Origin of the sequence: Streptomyces sp. NPDC057445, from assembly GCF_042802855.1 — a bacterium.
In the GTDB taxonomy this organism is placed as follows: Bacteria; Actinomycetota; Actinomycetes; order Streptomycetales; family Streptomycetaceae; genus Streptomyces.
The window spans coordinates 56,501-77,540 of record NZ_JBHVDH010000022.1 but is presented as its reverse complement, the minus strand read 5'-3'; the positions used below and the strand labels follow the sequence as shown (position 1 = coordinate 77,540).

Sequence of the window (21,040 nt, the reverse complement as noted above, 5' to 3'; positions counted from 1 at the left end):
GAAAACAGAAGAAATCAGAGAAAGGCGGGCCTCTCGCCCGCCCGGCGGTCACGCCAGGGCCGGGTACCCCACTCGCTCTTGGCCCAAGGCCGACCCGGCAGTCACGAAACCGAACCTACCGGGAGGAACATGCCCCGGCAACGGCGTATCGGCTGCCGTCGCGGCCGGATGAGCGCTCCCGGTGAGGGAGGGGCAGGTCACAGAGGGGAAGGTCACATCCGGAGCCTCTGCTGCCCATCCGTGCGCCTGACCTAGCATCCGAGCATGACGGTTGTTCCCGATGACGGGCTTTCGCTCGCTGCCGATTTCCCGGACGCCACCCATGAGCAGTGGCAGCGCCTCGTGGAAGGCGTCCTGCGCAAGTCGGGCAAGGACGTGTCGGGCGCGGCGGCCGAGGACGCGCTGGCGACAGCGATGGACGACGGGCTCGTGGCCCGGCCCCTCTACACCGCGCGGGACGCCGTGCCCGACACCGGATATCCGGGCTTCCACCCTTATGTGCGCGGCGGCAGGCCCGCGGGCGGCTGGGACGTACGTCAGCGGCACGAGCGACCGGATCCCGTGCGCGTCAACGAGGCGGTGCTCGCGGACCTGGAGAACGGCGTCACCTCGGTGTGGCTCGCCGTGGGCGGTTCCGGTGTGCCGGTGGCGGGCATGGCCCAGGCCCTGGACGGGGTCTATCTCGACCTGGCGCCGGTCGTGCTCGACGCGGGCCCGGAAACCGGCCCTGCCGCGCACGAGTTGCTGCGGCTGTACGACGACAAGGGCGTCTCCCGCGAGGCCGCGCGCGGCAACCTCGGCGCCGACCCGCTCGGAGCCGAGGCCCGTACCGGCCGGCCCGGCGACCCGGCCACCGCCGTCGAGCTGGCCCGCCGGTGCCACGCGGAGTACCCGGGGCTGCGGGCGCTGACCGTGGACGCACTGCCGTACCACGAGGCCGGGGCCTCCGCCGCCCAGGAACTCGGCGTCTCGCTCGCGACCGGAGTGGCCTATCTGCGGCTGCTGACCGAGGCGGGACTGCCCGTCGAGGCGGCCTGCCGGCAGCTGGAGTTCCGTTATGCGGCCACCGCCGACCAGTTCCTGACCGTTGCCAAACTCCGCGCGGCCCGCCGTCTGTGGGCCCGGGTGGCCGAGGTGTGCGGGGCCGGCGACGCGGGTGCGCAGCGCCAGCACGCCGTGACCTCGCCCGTGATGATGACCCGCCGCGATCCGTACGTGAACATGCTGCGCACCACGATCGCCTGCCTGGGCGCGGGCGTCGGCGGCGCCGACGCCGTGACGGTGCTGCCGTTCGACCATGAGCTGGGCCTGCCGGACGCCTTCGCCCGCCGGATCGCCCGCAACACCTCGTCGATCCTGCTGGAGGAGTCGCACCTCGGCCGGGTCGCGGACCCCGCGGGCGGCTCCTGGTACGTGGAGCGGCTGACCGACGAACTCGCCGACGTGGCCTGGGCGTTCTTCCAGGAGCTGGAGCGGGCTGGCGGCCAGGAGGCGGCCCTGCGGTCCGGTCTGGTCGGCGAGAGGCTCGCGTCGACCTGGAAGGAGCGCAAGCAGCGCATCGCCCGCCGCCGCGAACCCGTCACGGGCGTCAGTGAGTTCCCGAACCTGGCGGAGAAGCCCGTCGAGCGGGAGCCGTCCGCCGCGCCGGCGGGCGGCGGACTGCCCCGGGTGCGCCGTGACGAGGACTTCGAGGCGCTGCGCGCCCGCTCCGACGCCCATCTCGCAGTCACCGGCGCGCGGCCGCGTGTCTTCCTCGCCGCGCTCGGCCCGGCCTCCGCCCACACCGCGCGGGCCGCGTTCGCCGCGAACCTCTTCCAGGCCGGCGGCGTCGAGCCGGTGCACGACCCCGTATCGGTGGACGCGGCGACGGCTGCCGACGCCTTCGCGCGCAGCGGGGCGAGCGTGGCGTGCCTGTGCTCCAGCGACGCGATGTACGAGGAGCAGGCCGAAGAAGTCGCCGAGGCCCTCAGGTCGGCCGGCGCGCAGCGGGTATATCTCGCGGGCAGGCCCGGTGACCACGCCGGCGTCGACGAGTACATCTTCGCGGGCTGCGACGCGGTGAGCGTCCTGTCCTCCGTCCTCGACCGCATGGGAGTTGCGGCGTGATGCAGATTCCCGACTTCTCGGAGATCGCCCTGGGCTCCGGCTCGCCCGCCGGGGCCACCGAGGAACAGTGGCGCGCGGCCGTGAAGGAGTCGACCGGCAGCAGCGCCGACGATCTGCTCTGGGAAACCCCGGAGGGCATCGCGGTCAAGCCGCTGTACACCGGCCGTGACGTGGAGGGCCTGGACTTCCTGGCCACCTACCCCGGTGTCGCGCCGTATCTGCGCGGCCCCTACCCGACGATGTACGTCAACCAGCCGTGGACGATCCGCCAGTACGCGGGCTTCTCCACCGCCGAGGAGTCCAACGCCTTCTACCGGCGCAATCTTGCGGCCGGACAGAAGGGCCTGTCGGTCGCCTTCGACCTGCCGACGCACCGCGGCTACGACAGCGACCACCCGCGCGTCACCGGGGACGTCGGCATGGCAGGCGTCGCCATCGACTCCATCTACGACATGCGGCAGCTGTTCGACGGCATCCCGTTGGACAGGATGACCGTGTCGATGACGATGAACGGCGCCGTGCTGCCGGTGCTCGCCCTCTACATCGTCGCGGCGGAGGAGCAGGGCGTACCGCCCGAGAAGCTCGCGGGGACCATCCAGAACGACATCCTCAAGGAGTTCATGGTCCGCAACACCTACATCTATCCGCCGCGCCCCTCGATGCGGATCATCTCGGACATCTTCGCGTACACCTCGCAGAAGATGCCCCGATACAACTCCATCTCCATCTCCGGCTATCACATCCAGGAGGCGGGCGCGACGGCCGACCTCGAGCTGGCGTACACGCTCGCCGACGGTGTGGAGTATCTGCGGGCAGGGCGGGAAGCGGGCCTGGACGTCGACGCGTTCGCACCCCGGCTCTCCTTCTTCTGGGCGATCGGCATGAACTTCTTCATGGAGATCGCCAAGATGCGGGCGGCCCGGTTGCTGTGGGCCAAGCTGGTCGACCAGTTCGAGCCGAAGAACGCCAAGTCGCTCTCGCTGCGCACCCATTCACAGACCTCGGGCTGGTCGCTGACGGCGCAGGACGTCTTCAACAACGTCACGCGTACCTGCGTGGAGGCGATGGCCGCCACCCAGGGCCACACCCAGTCGCTGCACACCAACGCCCTCGACGAGGCGCTGGCGCTGCCCACCGACTTCTCCGCCCGCATCGCCCGCAACACCCAGCTGGTGCTCCAGCAGGAGTCCGGCACCTGCCGGGTGATCGACCCCTGGGGCGGCAGCGCGTACGTCGAGAAGCTGACGTACGACCTGGCGCGCAAGGCGTGGCAGCACATCCAGGAGGTCGAGGCGGCCGGCGGCATGGCGCAGGCCATCGACGCGGGCATCCCGAAGCTGCGTGTCGAGGAGGCCGCCGCCCGCACCCAGGCCCGAATCGACTCGGGTCGGCAGCCCGTCATCGGCGTCAACAAGTACCGGGTGGAGAACGACGAACAGATCGACGTCCTCAAGGTCGACAACTCCTCGGTGCGCGCCCAGCAGATCGCCAAGCTGCGGCGGCTGCGCGAGGAGCGCGACGAGGCCGTCTGCCAGGACGCGCTGCGGGCGCTGACGGAGGCCGCAGGCCGGGGCTCCGGGCCCGGTATGGAGGGCAATCTGCTGGCGCTGGCGGTGGACGCGGCCCGCGCGAAGGCGACGGTCGGTGAGATCTCGGACGCCCTGGAGCAGGTCTACGGACGCCACGCGGGCCAGATCCGTACGATCTCCGGCGTGTACCGCAACGAGGCAGGGGAGTCCCCTTCGGTGGACCGCACCCGCGCACTGGTCGACCGGTTCGAGGAGGCGGAGGGCCGCCGTCCGCGCATCCTCGTCGCCAAGATGGGCCAGGACGGACACGACCGGGGCCAGAAGGTGATCGCGACCGCCTTCGCCGACCTCGGCTTCGACGTGGACGTCGGCCCGCTGTTCCAGACCCCGGCCGAGGTGGCCCGGCAGGCCGTCGAGGCGGACGTGCACGTCGTGGGCGTCTCCTCGCTCGCGGCAGGCCATCTGACCCTCGTCCCCGCGCTGCGCGAGCAGCTCGCGGAGGAGGGGCGTGACGACATCATGATCGTCGTGGGCGGTGTGATCCCGCCGCAGGACGTGCCCACGCTGCTGGAGATGGGTGCGACGGCGGTCTTCCCGCCCGGCACGGTGATCCCCGACGCGGCGTACGACCTGGTACGAAGGCTCGGCGCGGCGCTGGGCCACGACGAGCTGTAGCCGCGGATGGCCATCGACCTCGACATCGACAGCTATGCGAAGGGTGTGCTCGACGGGAAGCGGGCGTTCGTCGCCCGCGCCATCACTCTCGTCGAGTCCACCAGGCCCGATCACCGAGCCCTGGCGCAGCGGCTGCTGACCGAACTGCTGCCGCACACCGGCAGGGCGCGGCGGATCGGCATCAGCGGGGTTCCGGGGGTGGGCAAGTCCACCTTCATCGACGCCTTCGGCACGCAGCTCACCGGTATGGGGCACCGCGTCGCGGTGCTGGCCGTCGATCCGTCGTCCACCCGCACCGGCGGCTCCATCCTTGGCGACAAGACCCGCATGGAACGCCTCGCCGTGGACCCGGCGGCGTTCGTCCGTCCCTCGCCCAGCGCGGGCACCCTGGGCGGCGTGGCCAAGGCGACCCGCGAGTCCATGGTCGTGATGGAGGCGGCGGGCTACGACGTGGTGCTGGTGGAGACCGTCGGCGTCGGACAGTCGGAGACCGCGGTCGCGGGCATGGTCGACTCGTTCCTGCTGCTCACCCTCGCCCGCACCGGCGACCAGCTCCAGGGAATCAAGAAGGGCGTCCTGGAACTGGCCGACGTCATCGCCGTCAACAAGGCGGACGGTCCGCACGAGCGCGATGCCCGTGCCGCGGCCCGGGAACTCGCGGGCGCGCTCCGGCTGATGCACCCCGCCGACGCCGCCTGGACCCCGCCGGTGCTGAGCTGCAGCGCCCGTGAGTTCAAGGGTCTCGACACCGTCTGGGACCGGCTGGAACAGCACCGGACGCTGCTGGACGCGGGCGGCCGCCTCGCCGCCAAGCGCCGTGACCAGCAGGTCGACTGGGCCTGGGCCATGGTCCACGACGACCTTCTCGGCCGGCTGCGCTCCCATCCGGCCGTACGGGGTCTCGCCCCCGGCCTCGAGCAGCAGGTCCGCGACGGGGAGCTGACACCCACCCTTGCCGCCGAACGGATCCTGGAGGCCTTCGGGCGCCAGGAGGGCTGACGCGGCGGTGATGCGGCGGTGATGCGGCGGTGAAGTGCGGCATCGACGGCGGCACAGCCCATGCCGCCACCACCTGTGCCGGCACACCGACGCGCCCTGCGGCCCAGAAGGCCCTTCGGGGCCCGGCGCGGGACACGGCAGGCTCCTGCCCGAAGGCCCCGGCCGGTGCACGACACCGGTCGGGGCCTTTCAGCGGGCGGAGGGCACGGCAGGGGCGTGCGCCTGCGACGCAATCACCGGGTGTTGTGCCCGGTGAAGGGCGGTCTATCGGGCTGTGCCGAAGTCCTGCGTCCAGTAGTCGTTGGGCTGGGCGATACCGACGCCGATCTCCTTGAACTCACAGTTGAGGATGTTGCGCTTGTGGCCGGGGCTGTCCATCCAGCCCGCCATGACGCTCTCGGGAGAGCCGTAACCGTAGGCCACGTTCTCGCCGTAGGTGCTCCAGTTGTAGCCGGCGCGCGTGATCCGCTGGCCCGGGTCCGAGCCGTCCGAGCCCGTGTGGGACATGTTGTTGTGTGCAGCCATGTCCTTGCTGTGGTCCTGTGCGGCCTTGCTCAGCTTGGCGTTCAGGGTCACCGGGGAGCAACCGACCTTGCTGCGCTCGCTGTTGACCAGCGCCACGATGCGGGCGACATCACCGGACGCCGGGGCGGAGGTGGCCGGCGCCGCGGGCTTGGGGGCGGTGGTCTTGGGCGCCGAGGGCTTGGGGGCCGCGGGCTTCGGAGCGGCGGGCTTGGGGGCCGCGGGCTTGGGCGCCGCGGGCTTCGGAGCGGCGGGCTTCGGAGCGCTCGGAGCCTCGGTGGGCGTCTGCGACGCGGGTGCCGTCGGCTCCTTGCCCCACTTGGACCCGTGCCAACGGTGCTCGGACTTGTCCCAGGTCCACCGCTGATCGGAATGCGCACGCTTCCACTGGCCGTGGGCCCGGCTCTCCTGCGTCTGCTGGGTCTCCTGCGGGTCCATGCAGGCCATGGCGACGGAAGGCACCGCCACTGCGGCCGTGGCGACGGCGGCGATGGTTATCTTCCGGTAGTGCGACTTCCTGCGGTGCTTGCTCATGCGTGACCTCACTCGTATTCGCGGAGCGCCCCCGAGAGCGGTTGGCCCGGGCACAATCTGTGCCTGAGCTGCGGAGACGCCTTTGCGGGCCGCCATTGTTAAAACCGCTGGGTGCAGAGGGCAACGAGCGTCGGTACTACCCCGCCTCGTAGCCTCGGAGGGCCCTTGCCAGGGGCGCGGGCGCGTGCAGACCCGGATCAGGGACCTTCCGGTGTTTCTGTTGCTCCGTCAGAAGTCGTTGGTGACTTGACGAACGGGCGAAACGGCCGAGCGGGCCGAATGCGATCAAAACCTGTGCGAGGTATGTCTGTGCCAAGACGGACAAATCTCTATATGTCGCCGACCGGGCATCTACTATTCGGAGCCTTAGTGCCGGAAATGGCTGTGTCGGATGTCACGAAACTCCGGGCATGATCCGGTCGTCCGCCCCCCGGTGCCCCGACGAGGTGCACGCGCTCGTCGGCGGCCTGCTCACCGCTCCCGCGCCGACGGCAGCCTGTGCCGCGACGGTGCTGTGCGCCTTCCGCGGCAGGAACGGGGAACGCCTCACACCGGTGCGTACGCGCGACTACGGTCCCGTCGAGTGGCTGCTGCGTGCGGCCACGAACCCGACCGTCCCCGCCCGGGAGCGCCCCGCCGGGCGGCACCTGGACCGTCAGGTCCGGCGATGACCGGTGCCTGCGCGGACGGCGGACGTACGAAGGCGCCGCTCTCGCCGCCCTCCGCACTCACGCGTAGGCGGGGATGCGCCAGAGCGGGGCCGCGTACTGCTCCGGGCGGCTGCTGATCAGAAGGTCCCTCAGGGCCTGGCGCTGGGCGCCGCTGAGCCCGAGGGCCTCGGTGATCCGGCGGAACGTCGTATGGCTGACGCCACGGGTACGGGCCTCGGCCTCGAACTGGTCGAGCTGGCGCAGCGTGTGATCCGGGTCCAGCGTCTGTTCCGGCAGGCCGCAGAGCCAGTCGGCCTTCTCGCGTTCGTAGTCGATCTCGGAGTATCCGCAGACCTCCCGGCTGTACCGCTCGGCCTCTTCGAGCGTTTCGGTCTCGAGGAGGGCCCGGGCGAGCTCGTTGCGGTCGAGGGCGGCGTCGAGGTCGCTCTCGTGGACCGTGGGTCCTTCGTCGGTGAGCGGTACGGGCATGCCGGCGTCCCTGACTTCGCACAGTCCCCGTACGCCCCGGGCTGTCGCGGCGAGCATGGCCGTGGCCTCCGACGGGTGCCAGTCCAGTACCGGGCCGATCGGCCGCACATGGTCGGCGGTGAGTGTCAGCACCGGGTCGCCCAGACGGTCACGCAGATCGTCCGCGAGCAGTTCACCGTCCAGTCCGGGGCCGGCGATCAGGAGTCTCACCGGGGCGTTGACCTGGCAGCAGGCTGCGAGCGTGAGGGCGTCCGCGAGCGGGCTGCAGAGGGTGGGTTCGTCGCCCCTGGCCAGGATGTCCCCGCCGACGTCCAGGAGGTCCACGGAGTCGGGAGCCAGATGCCGGACGAGTTCCTCCAGCTGGCGCGTGATGCCCTCCGCACCGTGGTGCGGATCGATCAGGGCGAAGGTGTGCGGCAGCTCGGCGGCCAGCCGGGGCAGTGTCGAGCCCGCCGGGGCGACCGGCCTCGCCCCACCCGGCACGGACTGGACGCTTCTGGTGAGCGGACGCAGCCCGGTGAAGTCGGCCGGCCCTCGCGGGCCCGGCACCGGGTCGATCAGCAGCCGGTCCCACGCGTAGGTGAGCACCACCGCGGGGGCCCCGTTCCCGTACATCGCGGCGTCCAGCATCGCGGCGGCGACAGCGTCGCCTCCCCCTCCGGCTGCCACGATCAAGCGCGTCACCCTTCCCAGCGTACGGCGTGGCCGGCCTTCGCCCTCGACCTCCCGCTGACGGAGAGAGGGCGTCGTACTGCCCGGCGATGTAAAGAATGCTTGACTTCGTGTACGCATCGCCTTACATTCCGAGTGTCAAGTTTGTTTTACAGGGGGGAGTGGCAGTGGCATTCGAAGAGAAGCGCGCGTGGATCATGGGGGTGGTCGCGGTCGGCGCGTATCTGACCTACCTCGCCGTCGTTCTCGGGCGGGCGGAGGACACCCCGCTCGCAGAGGTGTCGTACGTGTCGGCGCTGCTCTGGACCATCGGCGCCGCGATCGCCGTGTCGATCGCGCTCAGCATCGCGATCGCCGCCGCGTCGCCCGGCGATGCGAACAAGAAGGACCAGCGCGACAGGGAGATCTTCCGGTTCGGCGAATACGTCGGCCAGTCGTTCCTCGTCATCGGCGGAGTGGCCGTACTCGGCATGGCGTTGGCCGAGGTCGACCACTTCTGGATCGCCAACACCATCTACCTGGCATTCGTCCTGTCGGCAGTCCTCGGGTCGGTCGCCAAGATCGCCGCCTACCGGTGGGGTTTCCAGCCGTGGTGAAGCCGACCAGAGTCACGAACACGATCCGGGCCCTCCGCTTCGCGCACGGAGAGATGACCCAGGCGGAGCTGGCGGATCGCATCGGCGTGACCCGCCAGACCGTCATCGCCATCGAGAAGGGCCGCTACTCGCCCTCGCTCGAGATGGCCTTCGAGATCGCCCGCGTGTTCAAGGTCTCGCTCGACCAGGTGTTCCAGTACCCGGGCAGTGAAGGAGAGACACCATGAAGGCGATCGTGCACGACACGTACGGCTCCTCGGACGTGCTGGAACTCAGGGACATCGACAAGCCGGCGGTCCGGGACGGCGACGTGCTCGTACGGGTCCATGCCGCCGCCGTCGACGCGGGCGTCCGGCACCTGATGACGGGCCTGCCCCTTCTCCTGCGCCTCATGGGCTACGGCCTGCGCGCGCCCAAGGTCCCCGTCCGGGGCAGGGAGGTCGCCGGCCGGGTCGAGGCCGTCGGCGCCACAGTCACCAGGTTCCGGCCGGGCGACGAGGTGTTCGGCTTCTGCGACGGCGCCTTCGCCGAGTACGTGAGCGCTCCGGAGGACAGGTTCGCAGCGAAGCCGGCCGGCCTCACACCCGAGCAGGCCGCCGCCGTACCCATATCCGCGGTCACCGCACTCCAGGCCCTGCGCGACGCGGGACAGGTGCGGCCCGGGCAGAAGGTCCTGGTCATCGGCGCTGCGGGAGGGGTGGGGACCTTCGCGGTGCAACTGGCCAAGGCATACGGGGCAGAGGTCACCGGTGTCTGCAGCACGACGAAGACGGACCTGGTCCGGTCGATCGGAGCGGACGACGTCATCGACTACACACGCGAGGACTTCGCCGACGGGGCGCGTCGCTACGACCTCATTCTCGACGCCGCCGGCAACCGAAGCCTCTCGCACCTCCGGCGAGCCCTCACCCGGCGGGGAACCCTGGTGATCGTCGGGGGCGAAGGCGGCGGCCGCTGGCTCGGCGGCACCGACCGTGTGCTGCGGGCGGTGATGCTCTCGCCGTTCGTGAGCCACCGGCTGCGGGGGCTGTTCTCGGCGGAACGCGGGGAGGACCTCGAGACGTTGCGGGAACTCATCGAGGCGGGCAAGGTGGCGCCGGTCATCGACAGGACGTACCCGCTGAGCGGGGTTCCCGAGGCCATGCGCCATCTGGAGAAGAACCACGCACGGGGCAAGGTCGTCATCGTCGTGTGAGGGCCGCCGTGTCAGGCGCCGTCGGCCGCGTGCGCGGGAACGGTGAGGGCCCGGACCGTCCGACGGTCCGGGCCCTCACCGGCATATGTCAGCCGGCGAAGCGGTAGCCGAAGTTGCCGCCGCCGACGGGGCCGCCGAGGGCGCCCAGGCCGAAGCCGGCGGCACCGGTGCCGGTGACACCGGAGGCACCCGTCAGGAGCTTCCAGACCCGGCCCTTGTAGCCGTCCTCGCCGTTTCCGCCGACGTAGACCTCGGGGCTGCCGTTCCTGTCGGTGTCGAGCACGGCCGTCGCCGCACCGAAGGAGTCGTTGTTCTCGGAGGTGCTGGGGATACCCGCGGCGTTCTGGGTGAAGGACGTGGCTCCGGTGGTGGTGATCCCGGAGGCGCTGCCGCGCAGCACGGTGATCGCGCCCGACCTCGAGGTGGTCGCCGCGTCGGAGCCGGTCTCGTAGGAGGCACCGATGATCAGGTCGGCGTAGCCGTCCTGGTCGGTGTCGCCGACGGCCACCGCGGAGCCGAACTTGTCGCCCGCCTCGTCCGTTCCCGGGACGCCGCTGCTGGCCTGGGTGTAGGCGCGGGAACTGCTGACGCCGTTGGTGCCGCCGTACGCCACGTAGATCTTGTTCTGGTCCGGGTAGCCGGTGACCAGGTCCTGGTGGCCGTCCTTGTTCAGGTCGCCGAAGGCGGCGGGGTAGCTGTTGCCGTGCTCGTACGGGCCGCCGAACGCGCTGCCCTTGACCAGGCCGTTGGCGGAACCCTTGAGCACCACGCCGCCGGGTGTCCCGTTGCCGAGCACGACGCCGCCGCTGACGACGATGTCGTCGATCCCGTCCCCCGTCATATCGCCCACATAGGTGGCGGAGGTCTGGACCTTGTCCAGCTTCGGGGTGTCGCGGTGCCACAGTCCGGCCGGCTTGGCCGTGTCGCGGTCGAGCGGTCCGAGCAGGACGGAGACGCCGTACGAGTAGCCGTCGTTGGCCCGGCTGACGAAGTCGTCCACGCCGTCGCCGTTGACGTCGCCCACGCCGAAGCCGCCGCCGAGCAGCTTCGGGTCGGTGGGGGTGTAGTTGCCTGTCGGCAGGGCGGTGGCCGTGCCGGTGATGCCGTCCTTGCTGCCCCAGAGCACCATGTTCTTCTCGACCCAGCGGACCACCAGGTCGTCGTACCCGTCGCCGTCCAGGTCGCCGAAGCCGCTGACCTCCCGCCACCTGCCGTCCTCGACGGGGTCGCCCGGGACACCCGGTGTGGCCTGGCTGACGACCGAGGCGGTGTCGTAGGTGAGGCCGGTCGCCGAGCCGTAGGCGATGGTGACGACACCGGCCCGCTTGACCGCCCCCACGGTCGCGGTGTGGGCGCCGATGGCGAGGTCCGGGTAGCCGTCGCCGTTGAAGTCCGCGTGATTGCCCGTCAGGGCCGCCGGCGCGGCGACGGCGGACGGCGCGGAGACGGCGGACGGCGCCAGGGCGGTGATGCCGCCGAGGGCGGTCGCGCATACGGCGGCCACGGTCAGATTTCTTCTGGACATCAGAACCCCCCGGTTCCGGAGGCGGCCCCGGGAGGCCGCCGAAAGATCGAACACCTGGCGGATACTACGGGCCGGTGGGGGAGCGTTTCCCGCTCCCCCACCCTGTGCGGGGAAGGCGGGTCACGAGCCGGATCCACGGACCGGGACGATGCCGCCGGCCACGAGGGGCCGACGGCGTTCCCACTGTCGGTGCCCGGCTCACGTGTCATTCGTACGAGCCGACGATTCGTTTCCATACGAGCCGACGATGCCGCTGGGCGGGGTCGCGTCCATTGCACCTGACTGCCGAGCAGGGGTGTATGCAGATGCACCCCCGTGCCCCCGGCGCGCACGACGACGTGGGCGCCCGGCTCGGACCTTCGCCCCTTCGCCGGTCCTGCTGACCGTCGAAGAGGCTTCGTGGCGCACGTCACACCTCGACGACCGTGCCGCTCCTCCCCGGCGTCCGGGACGGCGTCGTGGACGCGATCACGGGCGGGGAGCCTCGGCCAGCCCCCGGGGAGTCTCCGAAGGCCGACCAGGCCGTCGACCAAGGCCGGAGCATGACGAAGGCCCCGACCGCGGACGGTCGGGGCCTTCGTCAAATTGCCCGGTGAAGGCAATGGCGGAGGATACGAGATTCGAACTCGTGAGGGGTTGCCCCCAACACGCTTTCCAAGCGTGCGCCCTAGGCCTCTAGGCGAATCCTCCGCGGCAAACAATACAAGACGTCGAGGAGTGCTCGCGAACCTGTTCCGGTGCCGCACCCCTCGGGTGTCCGACCACCCCCGTCCATCGGGTAACCTGGGCGGAGCCCCTCACGTGGCGCTATCTGACTGAACTCCCCCAGGGCCGGAAGGCAGCAAGGGTAGGTCGGCTCTGGCGGGTGCGTGAGGGGCGTCTGCGTTCCGGGGCGCGGCAGGTGCGAGCCCGGGTTCGGGCGCCCGGCCGGGCTCGGCTGCGTGCCCGGGTTCAGGCGCGGGCCGGGGACTTCCGGCGGCGGGGCCGCCCACGGGCTCCCGGTGGTGGGGCCGCGGGCTTCCGGTGGCCTCCGTAATTGTCGGCGGGCCCCGATAACCTCGTATGCGTGTCGTCCCTTGCGCTGTACCGCCGCTACCGCCCCGAGTCCTTCGCCGAGGTCATTGGGCAGGAGCATGTCACCGACCCGCTGCAGCAGGCGCTGCGGAACAACCGGGTCAATCACGCGTACCTGTTCAGCGGTCCGCGCGGCTGTGGCAAGACGACGAGTGCGCGCATCCTCGCGCGGTGTCTCAACTGTGAGCAGGGACCCACGCCGACGCCCTGCGGGGAATGCCAGTCCTGCCGGGACCTCGCGCGGAACGGGCCGGGGTCGATCGATGTCATCGAGATCGACGCCGCCTCGCACGGTGGTGTGGACGACGCCCGTGAGCTGCGGGAGAAGGCATTCTTCGGGCCCGCCTCCAGCCGCTACAAGATCTACATCATCGACGAGGCCCACATGGTCACGTCGGCGGGTTTCAACGCCCTGCTGAAGGTGGTCGAGGAGCCTCCGGAGCATCTGAAGTTCATCTTCGCCACCACCGAGCCCGAGAAGGTCATCGGGACCATCCGCTCCAGGACGCACCACTATCCGTTCCGGCTGGTGCCGCCAGGGACGCTCAGGGAGTACCTGGCGGAGGTGTGCGGCCGTGAGGGCATTCCCGTGGAGGACGGGGTGCTGCCGCTGGTCGTGCGTGCCGGGGCCGGTTCCGTGCGTGACTCGATGTCCGTCATGGACCAGCTGCTCGCCGGCGCCGCGGACGACGGTGTGACATACGCCATGGCGACGTCTCTGCTCGGATACACGGACGGGTCGCTGCTGGACTCGGTCGTGGACGCGTTCGCGGCGGGGGACGGCGCCGCGGCGTTCGAGGTCGTGGACCGGGTGATCGAGGGCGGGAACGATCCGCGCCGTTTCGTCGCCGATCTGCTGGAGCGGCTGCGCGACCTGGTGATCCTCGCCGCGGTGCCGGACGCGGCGGAGAAGGGGCTGATCGACGCCCCCGTGGACGTGGTCGAGCGGATGCAGGCGCAGGCCCAGGTGTTCGGCGCCGCCGAGCTCAGCAGAGCAGCGGATCTTGTCAACGCCGGGCTCACGGAGATGCGCGGTGCGACCTCGCCCCGGCTGCAGCTGGAGCTGATCTGCGCCCGCGTGCTGCTGCCGGCGGCCTTCGACGACGAGCGCTCGCTGCAGGCACGGCTCGACCGGCTGGAGCGGGGCGTCAGCTTCCCGGCCGCCGGACAGGGCCCGGCCATGGGGTACGTCCCGGCCTCGGACGCCCATATGCCGCCAGGGCCCGTGGGCGGCGGGGTCGCCGCCGCGCGTGCGGCGGCGCGGGGACCTGCCCCCGAGCCCCAGCCCCAGACGCAGCCCCAGACGCCCCAGACGCACCCGCAGCCGGAGCCCGTCCAGGCCCCGCCCCCCGCCGCCTCCGCACCCGTGGCTCCCACGGCGCCGGAGGCGCAGAGTCCGCCTGCCCCGGAACAGGAGTCCGCCGCGCCGCGCCCCGGGGCATGGCCCGGGGCCACCGGCCCCGGAGCGCCGGCCGCCCAGCGTCCCGGCGCGTGGCCGTCCGCCGCCGCCCCCGGCCAGGGGCGCCCGGCCGAGGCCGCGGCCCCTGCCCAGGCGCCCGGCCGGGAGCAGGCCCCCGCTCCTGCCGCCCCCCAGCCCCAGGCGGTCGCGCCGGCTGCCGCCCAAGGCGCCGCCCAGGTGCGGAACATGTGGCCCGACATCCTGGAGGCGGTCAAGAACCGCCGCCGCTTCACCTGGATCCTGCTCAGTCAGAACGCCCAGGTCGCGGGCTTCGACGGCACCACACTCCAGATCGGCTTCATCAACGCGGGTGCCCGGGACAACTTCGCGAGCAGCGGCAGCGAGGACGTGCTCCGGCAGGCGCTCGCGGAGCGGTTCAACGTCCAGTGGAAGATCGAGGCGATCATCGACCCGTCGGGCGGTGCCGGTCAGCCGCCGGCCGGCCCCGGCGGCGGTGGTGGATACGGCGGACGGCCCGCACCGGGCCAGGGTCCCGCCCAGCCCTCCTCGTACGCCCCGTCGGCCGCCCCCTCGCGCCCGTCCCCGCCGGAGGCCGTGGCATCCGCTCCGCAGCAGCCGCCGGCTCCCGAGCCCCCGCGTGCTGCAGCCGCGCCCGCCCCGCAGCCCGTCGCGCCCGAGGACGACATCCCGGAAGAGGACGATCCGGATCTTGTGGACTCCGCGCTCTCCGGCCACGACCTGATCGTCCGGGAGCTCGGCGCCACGGTCGTGGAGGAATACACGAACGAGTAGGGGCGCCGGCTTCGGTGGCCCGCACAAGGCCGGCGGGGTCGCGCGGGCTACCCTGGCTGCCGTGAAGGTCCTTGTCATCGGCGGCGGCGCCCGCGAACACGCCCTGTGCCGCTCTCTCTCCCTCGATCCCGACGTCACCGCACTGCACTGCGCGCCCGGCAACGCCGGAATCGCCGGGGTCGCCGAGCTGCACCCGGTCGACGCCCTCGACGGCGCCGCCGTGGCCGCGCTCGCCACCGAGCTCGGGGCGGACCTGGTCGTCGTCGGCCCGGAGGCGCCGCTCGTCGCCGGTGTCGCCGACGCCGTGCGCGCCGCGGGCATGCCCTGCTTCGGCCCGTCCGGTGAGGCCGCTCGGCTGGAGGGCTCCAAGGCCTTCGCCAAGGACGTGATGGCCGCGGCGAACGTGCCCACGGCCCGTTCGTACGTATGCACCACCCCCGAAGATGTCGACGAGGCGCTGGACGCGTTCGGCGCTCCCTACGTCGTCAAGGACGACGGGCTCGCCGCCGGCAAGGGCGTCGTCGTCACCGAGGACCTCGCCACCGCCCGCGAGCACGCCCTCGCCTGCGGCCGCGTCGTCATCGAGGAGTACCTGGACGGCCCCGAGGTCTCCCTCTTCGCCATCACCGACGGCGAAACCGTGCTCCCCCTCCAGCCCGCGCAGGACTTCAAGCGGGCGCTGGACGGCGACGAGGGCCCGAACACGGGTGGCATGGGTGCGTACTCCCCGCTTCCGTGGGCCGACCCCAAGCTGGTCGACGAGGTCCTGGAGACCGTGCTCCGGCCCACCGTTGACGAGCTGCGCCACCGCGGCACCCCGTTCTCCGGTCTGCTCTACGCCGGTCTGGCGATCACGAGCCGCGGCGTACGGGTGATCGAGTTCAACGCCCGTTTCGGTGACCCGGAGACCCAGGTGGTCCTGGCCCGTCTCAAGACCCCGCTCGCGGGCGTCCTGCTCCACGCGGCGAACGGCACTCTCGCCGACGAGGCCCCGCTGACCTGGCGTGACGACGCCGCCGTCACCGTCGTCGTCGCCTCGCACAACTACCCGGGTACGCCGCGCACCGGCGACCCGATCGAGGGACTGGACGTGGTCGCGGAGCAGGACGCCCCGCACGCGTACGTCCTGCACGCGGGGACCAGGAAGGACGGCGACGCGATCGTGAGTGCCGGCGGACGAGTGCTGTCGGTGACCGCGACGGGCAAGGACCTGACGCAGGCGCGCGAGCGTGCGTACACGGCAGTCGGCCGTATCCGGCTCGACGGCTCGCAGCACCGTACGGACATCGCCAGGAAGGCCGCCGGAGCCTGAACCGGGAGTGACCTCTGCCCGTCATGACTTTGCCCAACGCCATTCCATCGAGTGACGGCTGACCCATCCGGATGACGGTCACCTGAGCCCCAACTAGGGTGCGGCGCAAGCATTCCGGCACTTGGCCCACCGGCATTGCGATGTCGGTGACGGGTGCCACAGTGGGGGAGTGAGCTACAGCGCCGCAGGGCAGAGGGGGTGAGTCCGGCCGTGTCCGGAACCGGTACCGGTGAGGAGGCGGGCGCGCTTGCCGCGCGCTCCCGGGCCCTCGCCCTGCTGCGCATCCGCAGCAGGGCGCTGGCCCTCGCGCTGCTGCCCGCGGCCGTCGCCGTCGTGCTGCTGGCCGGGGAGGCCACAGGACGGATCGGCGGCGGAAGCTGGGATGCCGCCCGCTGGGCCGTGACCTCGGCCGCCGTCGTCGTGCTGCTCGCCGCAGCGGCCGTCGCCACGGTGATAGCCCGGGCGAGGCCCGCCGTCAGCCCGACGGTGGAGCTGGCAGAGGAGACGGCCCCGGATCTGTACCGGCTGGTGGCGGACCTGGCGGACCGGCTGGACGTACCGATGCCGTCCGCCATAGCCCTCACACCGGACTGCGACAGCTGGCTCGAGGACCGTACGCACCCTGCGACGAAGCCCAGGACTTCCAAGAGCCCCGGGAGCCCCGGGAGCCGCGGGCGCCTGCGGACGTCCCGGCAGCCCGAGCACCTGAAGGACCCGGACGGCCCGGAGGATCCACAGCGCCCGGGACACCGGAGCGCGGCCGACCCCTCTGCCCACCCCGCGCAGGCGATATCGGGCGGTCCCCGCCGTGCCTCCACCGCGCCCGTGCTGGTCATCGGCTCCCCCTTCCTGTGGTGGATGCGTGTCGCCGAACTGCGGGCGGTGCTCGCCCCGGTCGTCGCGGGTACGGGTCCGTCCGCGCAACCGGACATAGCCGCGGCCCGCCGCTTCGTGCGCGGGCTGGACGCCGCCGTGGGAGCCGCCGGCCGCCCGGGCCTCGGACCGGTGCGCGGCCCGCTGCTCGGTGTGGCAGGCCGGGTGGCCAGAATCCTTCTGCGCAGCTGCCGGGGCCACGCCGCCGAGATGGAGAGGGGCGTCGCCGCCGCCGCGTCCGAGCGTGCACAGGCTGTGGACTACGGTCTGCGGATCGTCGCCCAGGAGCAGGTCGGCCTCGCCTACGCGGGCTGGGATCGGCTGCTGACCCGGGTGGCGCTGCCCGCCTGGAGGATGGGCCGCTGGCCTTCCCGCCTCGACGCCGGGGTGGTCTCGGCGCTGACCGAGCTGTCCCGCCGCGACCGGCTCGCGGAGGGCTTCGCGTCACGGCTGGGCGAGCGTCCCGCCTGCGATCTCCTGGAGGAGCCCGGCCTGGTCGACGAGGCCGCGTCGCTGCTGGCGGCTCGCCTCTTCCACGGCGGCCCCGCCGAGGGCGGCGCCGACTGGTCGCCGGTGGACTGGACCGCGTATCCGGAAGAGGTCGTGGACCGGAAGTGGCGCACGGAAGCGGCCCGCCTGCACCGGGTTCTGGACGCGATGGGCATCCGTCCGGCCGCCACGCCCCCCGGGCCGAACCTCGCCCGGGTGGTGGACTACCTCTCGGGTGGACGCGCCGATGGCGGGGCCGCGGCGGAGGCCCTCTGGCCTGCCGGGGCCGACCGCGCCCCCGGTGCCCCGGGCGCCCACACCGCCTCCGCTGCCGACACCGCCTCCGCCTCCGCCTCCGCCTCCACCTCCGCCCCCCGCACCACCTCCACCCCCGACGACGCTGTCGGGCCCGGGGACCCCGGACCGGGCGTTCCCGGATCGGAGGACGACCCCGGTCCGGAGGGTCCCGGAGCCGCCCTCGCCGCCGGGATCAGCGCGGAGGTCGCCCGTGAGGAGGCCGCGCGTGAGCGGCCCGCCGGGGCCGTGGTCCCCACGGGAGCCGCAGGTTCGGGCGCCGGGTGTCCCGTTGCCCCCGCCGCCGAGGCCATGGGCGACGCCGCATGGGGTACGGATCCGCTCCCGCTCTTCCCGCTCCAGCCGCCGCGTACCGCACGCGAGTTGCTCGCCGACCACGTCACCGCGATGGTCTGCTGCGCGGCCGTCGACACCGCGGGCGCCGTTCCCGGGCTCGACTGGCTCGACGGCCCTGCCCTCCTCATCGGCGGCGAGCGCAGTGCGGACCTGGGCGGCCGGGTGATGAGCCTCGTCGAGGACGGCGACCCGGAGCCCCTGCGCCACTGGTTCACGGTGGTGGGACTCCGGCCCGAGAAGCCGGTCCGCCTGGTCTGAGCCTCTGCACCGCGGCACCTCGAGACGCGACACCTGAACGGAATGCGCTTTCCGTTCACGTTAATTCGCGACGAACGGTGACGGAGTGCGTGCGTAATGTGATGTGCTGGGACTGGCGCTGACAGCGGGCGTCTTCATCAACAGTGGTCCCAGGGGGAGCCGAGGAGGGGCGCGACATGGGGGCGGAGCAGGTCCGGCGGTGGGAATCGGGCGCCCTCGCCCACGCGGTCAGCGACCCCTTCGGCCAGGGCCCGTTGCCCTGGCTGCGCGGCAGCGAGCAGTACTTCGACGACACCGGCCAGGTGGTCCCCTGGTACGCGGACCCCGACCCGGGCCGGTGCGGGAGCACCCGCGGCCGTCCCCGCACCGCCGACGACGTGCGCCGCCAGATCAAGGGGTTCGCGTCCACCGGAGCGGTCGCCCCTGGCGAGGCCATCGACTTCCATGTGACGGTCGATCCGCCCCAGCAGTTCTCCGTCGACATCTACCGCATCGGTCACTACGGGGGCGACGGCGCCTCCAAGATCACCACGAGTCCCCGCCTCTCCGGCATCGTCCAGCCCGCCCCCCTCACCGCCGACCGGACGGTCTCCTGCCACCACTGGTGGCTCTCCTGGCGACTGCAGGTCCCGTCCTACTGGGCGGTCGGGGCGTATGTCGCCGTCCTCACCACCGCCGACGGGTACCGCTCGCACATCCCCTTCACCGTCCGCGACGACCGTCCGGCCGACCTGCTCCTGCTCCTTCCCGACATCACCTGGCAGGCCTACAACCTCTACCCGGAGGACGGGCGGACGGGCGCCAGCCTGTACCACGCGTGGGACGAGCGAGGCCGGCTCCTCGGGGAGGAGGAAGCCGCGATCACGGTCTCCTTCGACCGCCCGTACGCGGGCGCGGGCCTCCCCCTCCACGTCGGGCACGCCTACGACTTCATCCGCTGGGCCGAGCGCTACGGCTACCACCTCGCGTACGCCGACACCCGTGATCTGCACGCCGGCCGTATCGACCCCACCCGGTACCGGGGCCTGGTCTTCCCCGGCCACGACGAGTACTGGTCGGCGCCCATGCGGCGCACGGTGGAGCTCGCCCGCGACCAGGGCACGTCCCTCGTCTTCCTCTCCGCCAACACCATGTACTGGCAGGTCGAGCTCGGGCCCTCACCGTCCGGTGTCCCCGACCGCCTCCTCACATGCCGCAAGCGCCGGGGCCCCGGCCGGCCCGCCCTGTGGCGCGAGGTCGACCGTGCGGAGCAGCAGCTGCTCGGGATCCAGTACGGGGGCCGGGTCCCCGAGCCCCACCCCCTGGTGGTGCGCAACGCGGAGCACTGGCTCTGGGAGGCGACCGGCGCGGGCGACGGCGACGAGATCCCGGGACTGGTCGCGGGCGAGGCCGACCGCTACTTCCCGCGCACCCCGCTCCCCCGGCACGAGGGCCGCATCCTCCTCGCCCACTCGCCCTACCAGGACGGCGACGACGTCACCCGGTACCAGGAGACGTCCGTCTACCGAGCCCCGTCCGGCGCCCTCGTCTTCGCCTCCGGCACGTTCGCCTGGTCGCCCGCGCTCGACCGCCCCGGTCATGTGGACACCCGGATCCAGCGGGCGACCGCCAATCTCCTCGACCGGATCTGCAAGCGGGACTGACCCCGTCCGTGCCGGTCGATTCCGCGTACGGGAGAATCGAAGGGCTCCTGGATCAACCTACGCGGAGGAACCGTGTCCGGATTCGTAGAAAAGCCCGAGCCGCTCCAGGTCCCGGGCCTGACGCACCTGCACACGGGCAAGGTGCGTGATCTGTACCGGACCGAGGGCGGCGACCTCGTGATGGTCGCGAGCGACCGTGTGTCCGCGTACGACTGGGTGCTGCCCACCGAGATCCCCGACAAGGGACGGGTTCTCACCCAGCTCTCCCTCTGGTGGTTCGGGCGCCTGGCGGACCTGGTTCCCCACCATGTGATCTCCACCGACCTCCCGGCCGGGGCCCCCGCCGACTGGGCGGGCCGCACCCTCGTCTGCAAGTCGCTGGACATGGTGCCGGTCGAGTGCGTCGCCCGCGGATATCTGACCGGTTCGGGACTCGTCGAGTACGACGAGTCCCGTACGGTCTGCGGCCTCGCCCTCCCCGAGGGGCTGGTCGACGGCTCCGAGCTCCCCGCCCCGATCTTCACCCCCGCCACGAAGGCCGCGGTCGGCGACCACGACGAGAACGTGTCGTACGAGGAAGTCGCCCGCCAGGTCGGCGTGGAGACGGCCGCGCTGCTGCGCCAGAAGACCCTCGCCGTCTACGGCCGGGCCCGGGACATCGCCCGCGAGCGCGGGATCATCCTCGCGGACACCAAGTTCGAGTTCGGCTGGACCGCCGGAGCCGGGGAAGACGCCGAGCTCATCATCGCCGACGAGGTGCTGACGCCGGACTCCTCGCGCTTCTGGCCCGCCGACCAGTGGCAGCCCGGCCGCGCCCAGCCCTCCTACGACAAGCAGTACGTGCGCGACTGGCTGACCTCGCCGGCCTCCGGCTGGGACCGCAGGAGCGAGCAGCCGCCGCCCCCGCTTCCGCAGAAGGTCGTGGACGCGACGCGCGCCAAGTACGTGGAGGCGTACGAGCTGCTGACCGGCACCCGCTGGTCGTAGTCACGGCGTCGTGGACACGGCTGCGTGGACACGAAGAAGCCCCGGCCGT

15 protein-coding genes, 1 tRNA gene and 1 other RNA gene are annotated in these 21,040 nt (G+C 72.0%); 13 read left to right on the top strand and 4 right to left on the bottom strand.

The annotated features are described in order from the left end of the window. Window positions 1–264: 264 nt before the first annotated feature. The 3 genes from mutA to meaB are packed head-to-tail and all read left to right on the top strand — an operon-like array spanning window position 265 to window position 5,309. Window positions 265–2,106, top strand: coding sequence for a methylmalonyl-CoA mutase small subunit (mutA, locus tag ACFU5O_RS31265; RefSeq protein ID WP_384245561.1), 1,842 nt, complete (start codon window positions 265–267; stop codon window positions 2,104–2,106). After that, the gene (gene scpA / locus ACFU5O_RS31260) at window positions 2,106–4,310 is read left to right on the top strand and encodes a methylmalonyl-CoA mutase (protein WP_384245627.1); all 2,205 of its coding nucleotides are present in this window, start codon (window positions 2,106–2,108) and stop codon (window positions 4,308–4,310) included. The genes mutA and scpA overlap by 1 nt, the downstream gene beginning before the upstream one ends. 6 nt (window positions 4,311–4,316) lie before the next feature. Beyond that, complete coding sequence (gene meaB / locus ACFU5O_RS31255; protein ID WP_384245560.1) at window positions 4,317–5,309, top strand: methylmalonyl Co-A mutase-associated GTPase MeaB; 993 nt, start codon at window positions 4,317–4,319, stop codon at window positions 5,307–5,309. Window positions 5,310–5,573: 264 nt separating this feature from the next. Here meaB and ACFU5O_RS31250 read toward each other — a convergent pair whose 3' ends face one another. Beyond that, window positions 5,574–6,365, bottom strand: coding sequence for a CAP domain-containing protein (locus ACFU5O_RS31250; RefSeq protein WP_384245558.1), 792 nt, complete (start codon window positions 6,363–6,365; stop codon window positions 5,574–5,576). A gap of 410 nt (window positions 6,366–6,775) precedes the next feature. Here ACFU5O_RS31250 and ACFU5O_RS31245 point away from each other — a divergent pair, with 410 nt between their 5' ends. Then, complete coding sequence (locus ACFU5O_RS31245; protein ID WP_384245557.1) at window positions 6,776–7,036, top strand: hypothetical protein; 261 nt, start codon at window positions 6,776–6,778, stop codon at window positions 7,034–7,036. A gap of 57 nt (window positions 7,037–7,093) precedes the next feature. Here ACFU5O_RS31245 and ACFU5O_RS31240 read toward each other — a convergent pair whose 3' ends face one another. Further along, window positions 7,094–8,134 carry a DUF1152 domain-containing protein gene (locus ACFU5O_RS31240; RefSeq protein ID WP_384245625.1) on the bottom strand — a complete coding sequence of 347 codons (1,041 nt, stop codon included), beginning with the start codon at window positions 8,132–8,134 and terminating at the stop codon, window positions 7,094–7,096. A gap of 209 nt (window positions 8,135–8,343) precedes the next feature. Here ACFU5O_RS31240 and ACFU5O_RS31235 point away from each other — a divergent pair, with 209 nt between their 5' ends. From ACFU5O_RS31235 to ACFU5O_RS31225, 3 genes are read left to right on the top strand one after another with little or no spacing between them, the layout of a single operon-like run. Continuing rightward, window positions 8,344–8,772 carry a hypothetical protein gene (locus ACFU5O_RS31235; protein ID WP_384245555.1) on the top strand — a complete coding sequence of 143 codons (429 nt, stop codon included), beginning with the start codon at window positions 8,344–8,346 and terminating at the stop codon, window positions 8,770–8,772. Between the two features lie 23 nt (window positions 8,773–8,795). After that, the gene (locus ACFU5O_RS31230) at window positions 8,796–8,999 is read left to right on the top strand and encodes a helix-turn-helix transcriptional regulator (protein WP_384245623.1); all 204 of its coding nucleotides are present in this window, start codon (window positions 8,796–8,798) and stop codon (window positions 8,997–8,999) included. Beyond that, on the top strand, window positions 8,996–9,967 hold the full coding sequence (locus ACFU5O_RS31225; RefSeq protein ID WP_384245554.1) for an NAD(P)-dependent alcohol dehydrogenase: 972 nt from the start codon (window positions 8,996–8,998) through the stop codon (window positions 9,965–9,967). Before ACFU5O_RS31230 ends, ACFU5O_RS31225 begins: the two co-directional genes overlap by 4 nt. Before the next feature lie 88 nt (window positions 9,968–10,055). Here the strand turns inward: ACFU5O_RS31225 and ACFU5O_RS31220 are convergent, their stop codons facing one another. Further along, window positions 10,056–11,492, bottom strand: a complete 1,437-nt coding sequence (locus ACFU5O_RS31220; protein ID WP_384245552.1) for an FG-GAP and VCBS repeat-containing protein — start codon at window positions 11,490–11,492, stop codon at window positions 10,056–10,058. A 602-nt stretch (window positions 11,493–12,094) separates the two neighbouring features. After that, window positions 12,095–12,182, bottom strand: a tRNA-Ser gene (locus ACFU5O_RS31215). A gap of 99 nt (window positions 12,183–12,281) precedes the next feature. Between ACFU5O_RS31215 and ffs the strand changes: the two genes are divergently transcribed. The 6 genes from ffs to ACFU5O_RS31185 all read left to right on the top strand — a co-directional run bounded on the left by ffs (window position 12,282) and on the right by ACFU5O_RS31185 (window position 20,991). Beyond that, an RNA gene (gene ffs, locus ACFU5O_RS31210) (signal recognition particle sRNA small type) lies at window positions 12,282–12,376 on the top strand. A gap of 182 nt (window positions 12,377–12,558) precedes the next feature. Next, window positions 12,559–14,778, top strand: a complete 2,220-nt coding sequence (locus ACFU5O_RS31205; RefSeq protein WP_384245551.1) for a DNA polymerase III subunit gamma and tau — start codon at window positions 12,559–12,561, stop codon at window positions 14,776–14,778. Between the two features lie 61 nt (window positions 14,779–14,839). After that, window positions 14,840–16,090, top strand: a complete 1,251-nt coding sequence (purD, locus tag ACFU5O_RS31200) for a phosphoribosylamine--glycine ligase (protein WP_384245549.1) — start codon at window positions 14,840–14,842, stop codon at window positions 16,088–16,090. A 210-nt stretch (window positions 16,091–16,300) separates the two neighbouring features. After that, window positions 16,301–18,361: a hypothetical protein gene (locus ACFU5O_RS31195; RefSeq protein WP_384245548.1), complete on the top strand. Its 2,061-nt coding sequence runs from the start codon at window positions 16,301–16,303 to the stop codon at window positions 18,359–18,361. Between the two features lie 176 nt (window positions 18,362–18,537). Then, entirely contained in the window at window positions 18,538–20,004 is a 1,467-nt protein-coding gene (locus tag ACFU5O_RS31190) for a N,N-dimethylformamidase beta subunit family domain-containing protein (protein ID WP_384245547.1), read from the top strand. Window positions 20,005–20,076: 72 nt separating this feature from the next. Further along, on the top strand, window positions 20,077–20,991 hold the full coding sequence (locus ACFU5O_RS31185; protein ID WP_384245545.1) for a phosphoribosylaminoimidazolesuccinocarboxamide synthase: 915 nt from the start codon (window positions 20,077–20,079) through the stop codon (window positions 20,989–20,991). The last annotated feature ends 49 nt before the right edge of the window (window positions 20,992–21,040 follow it).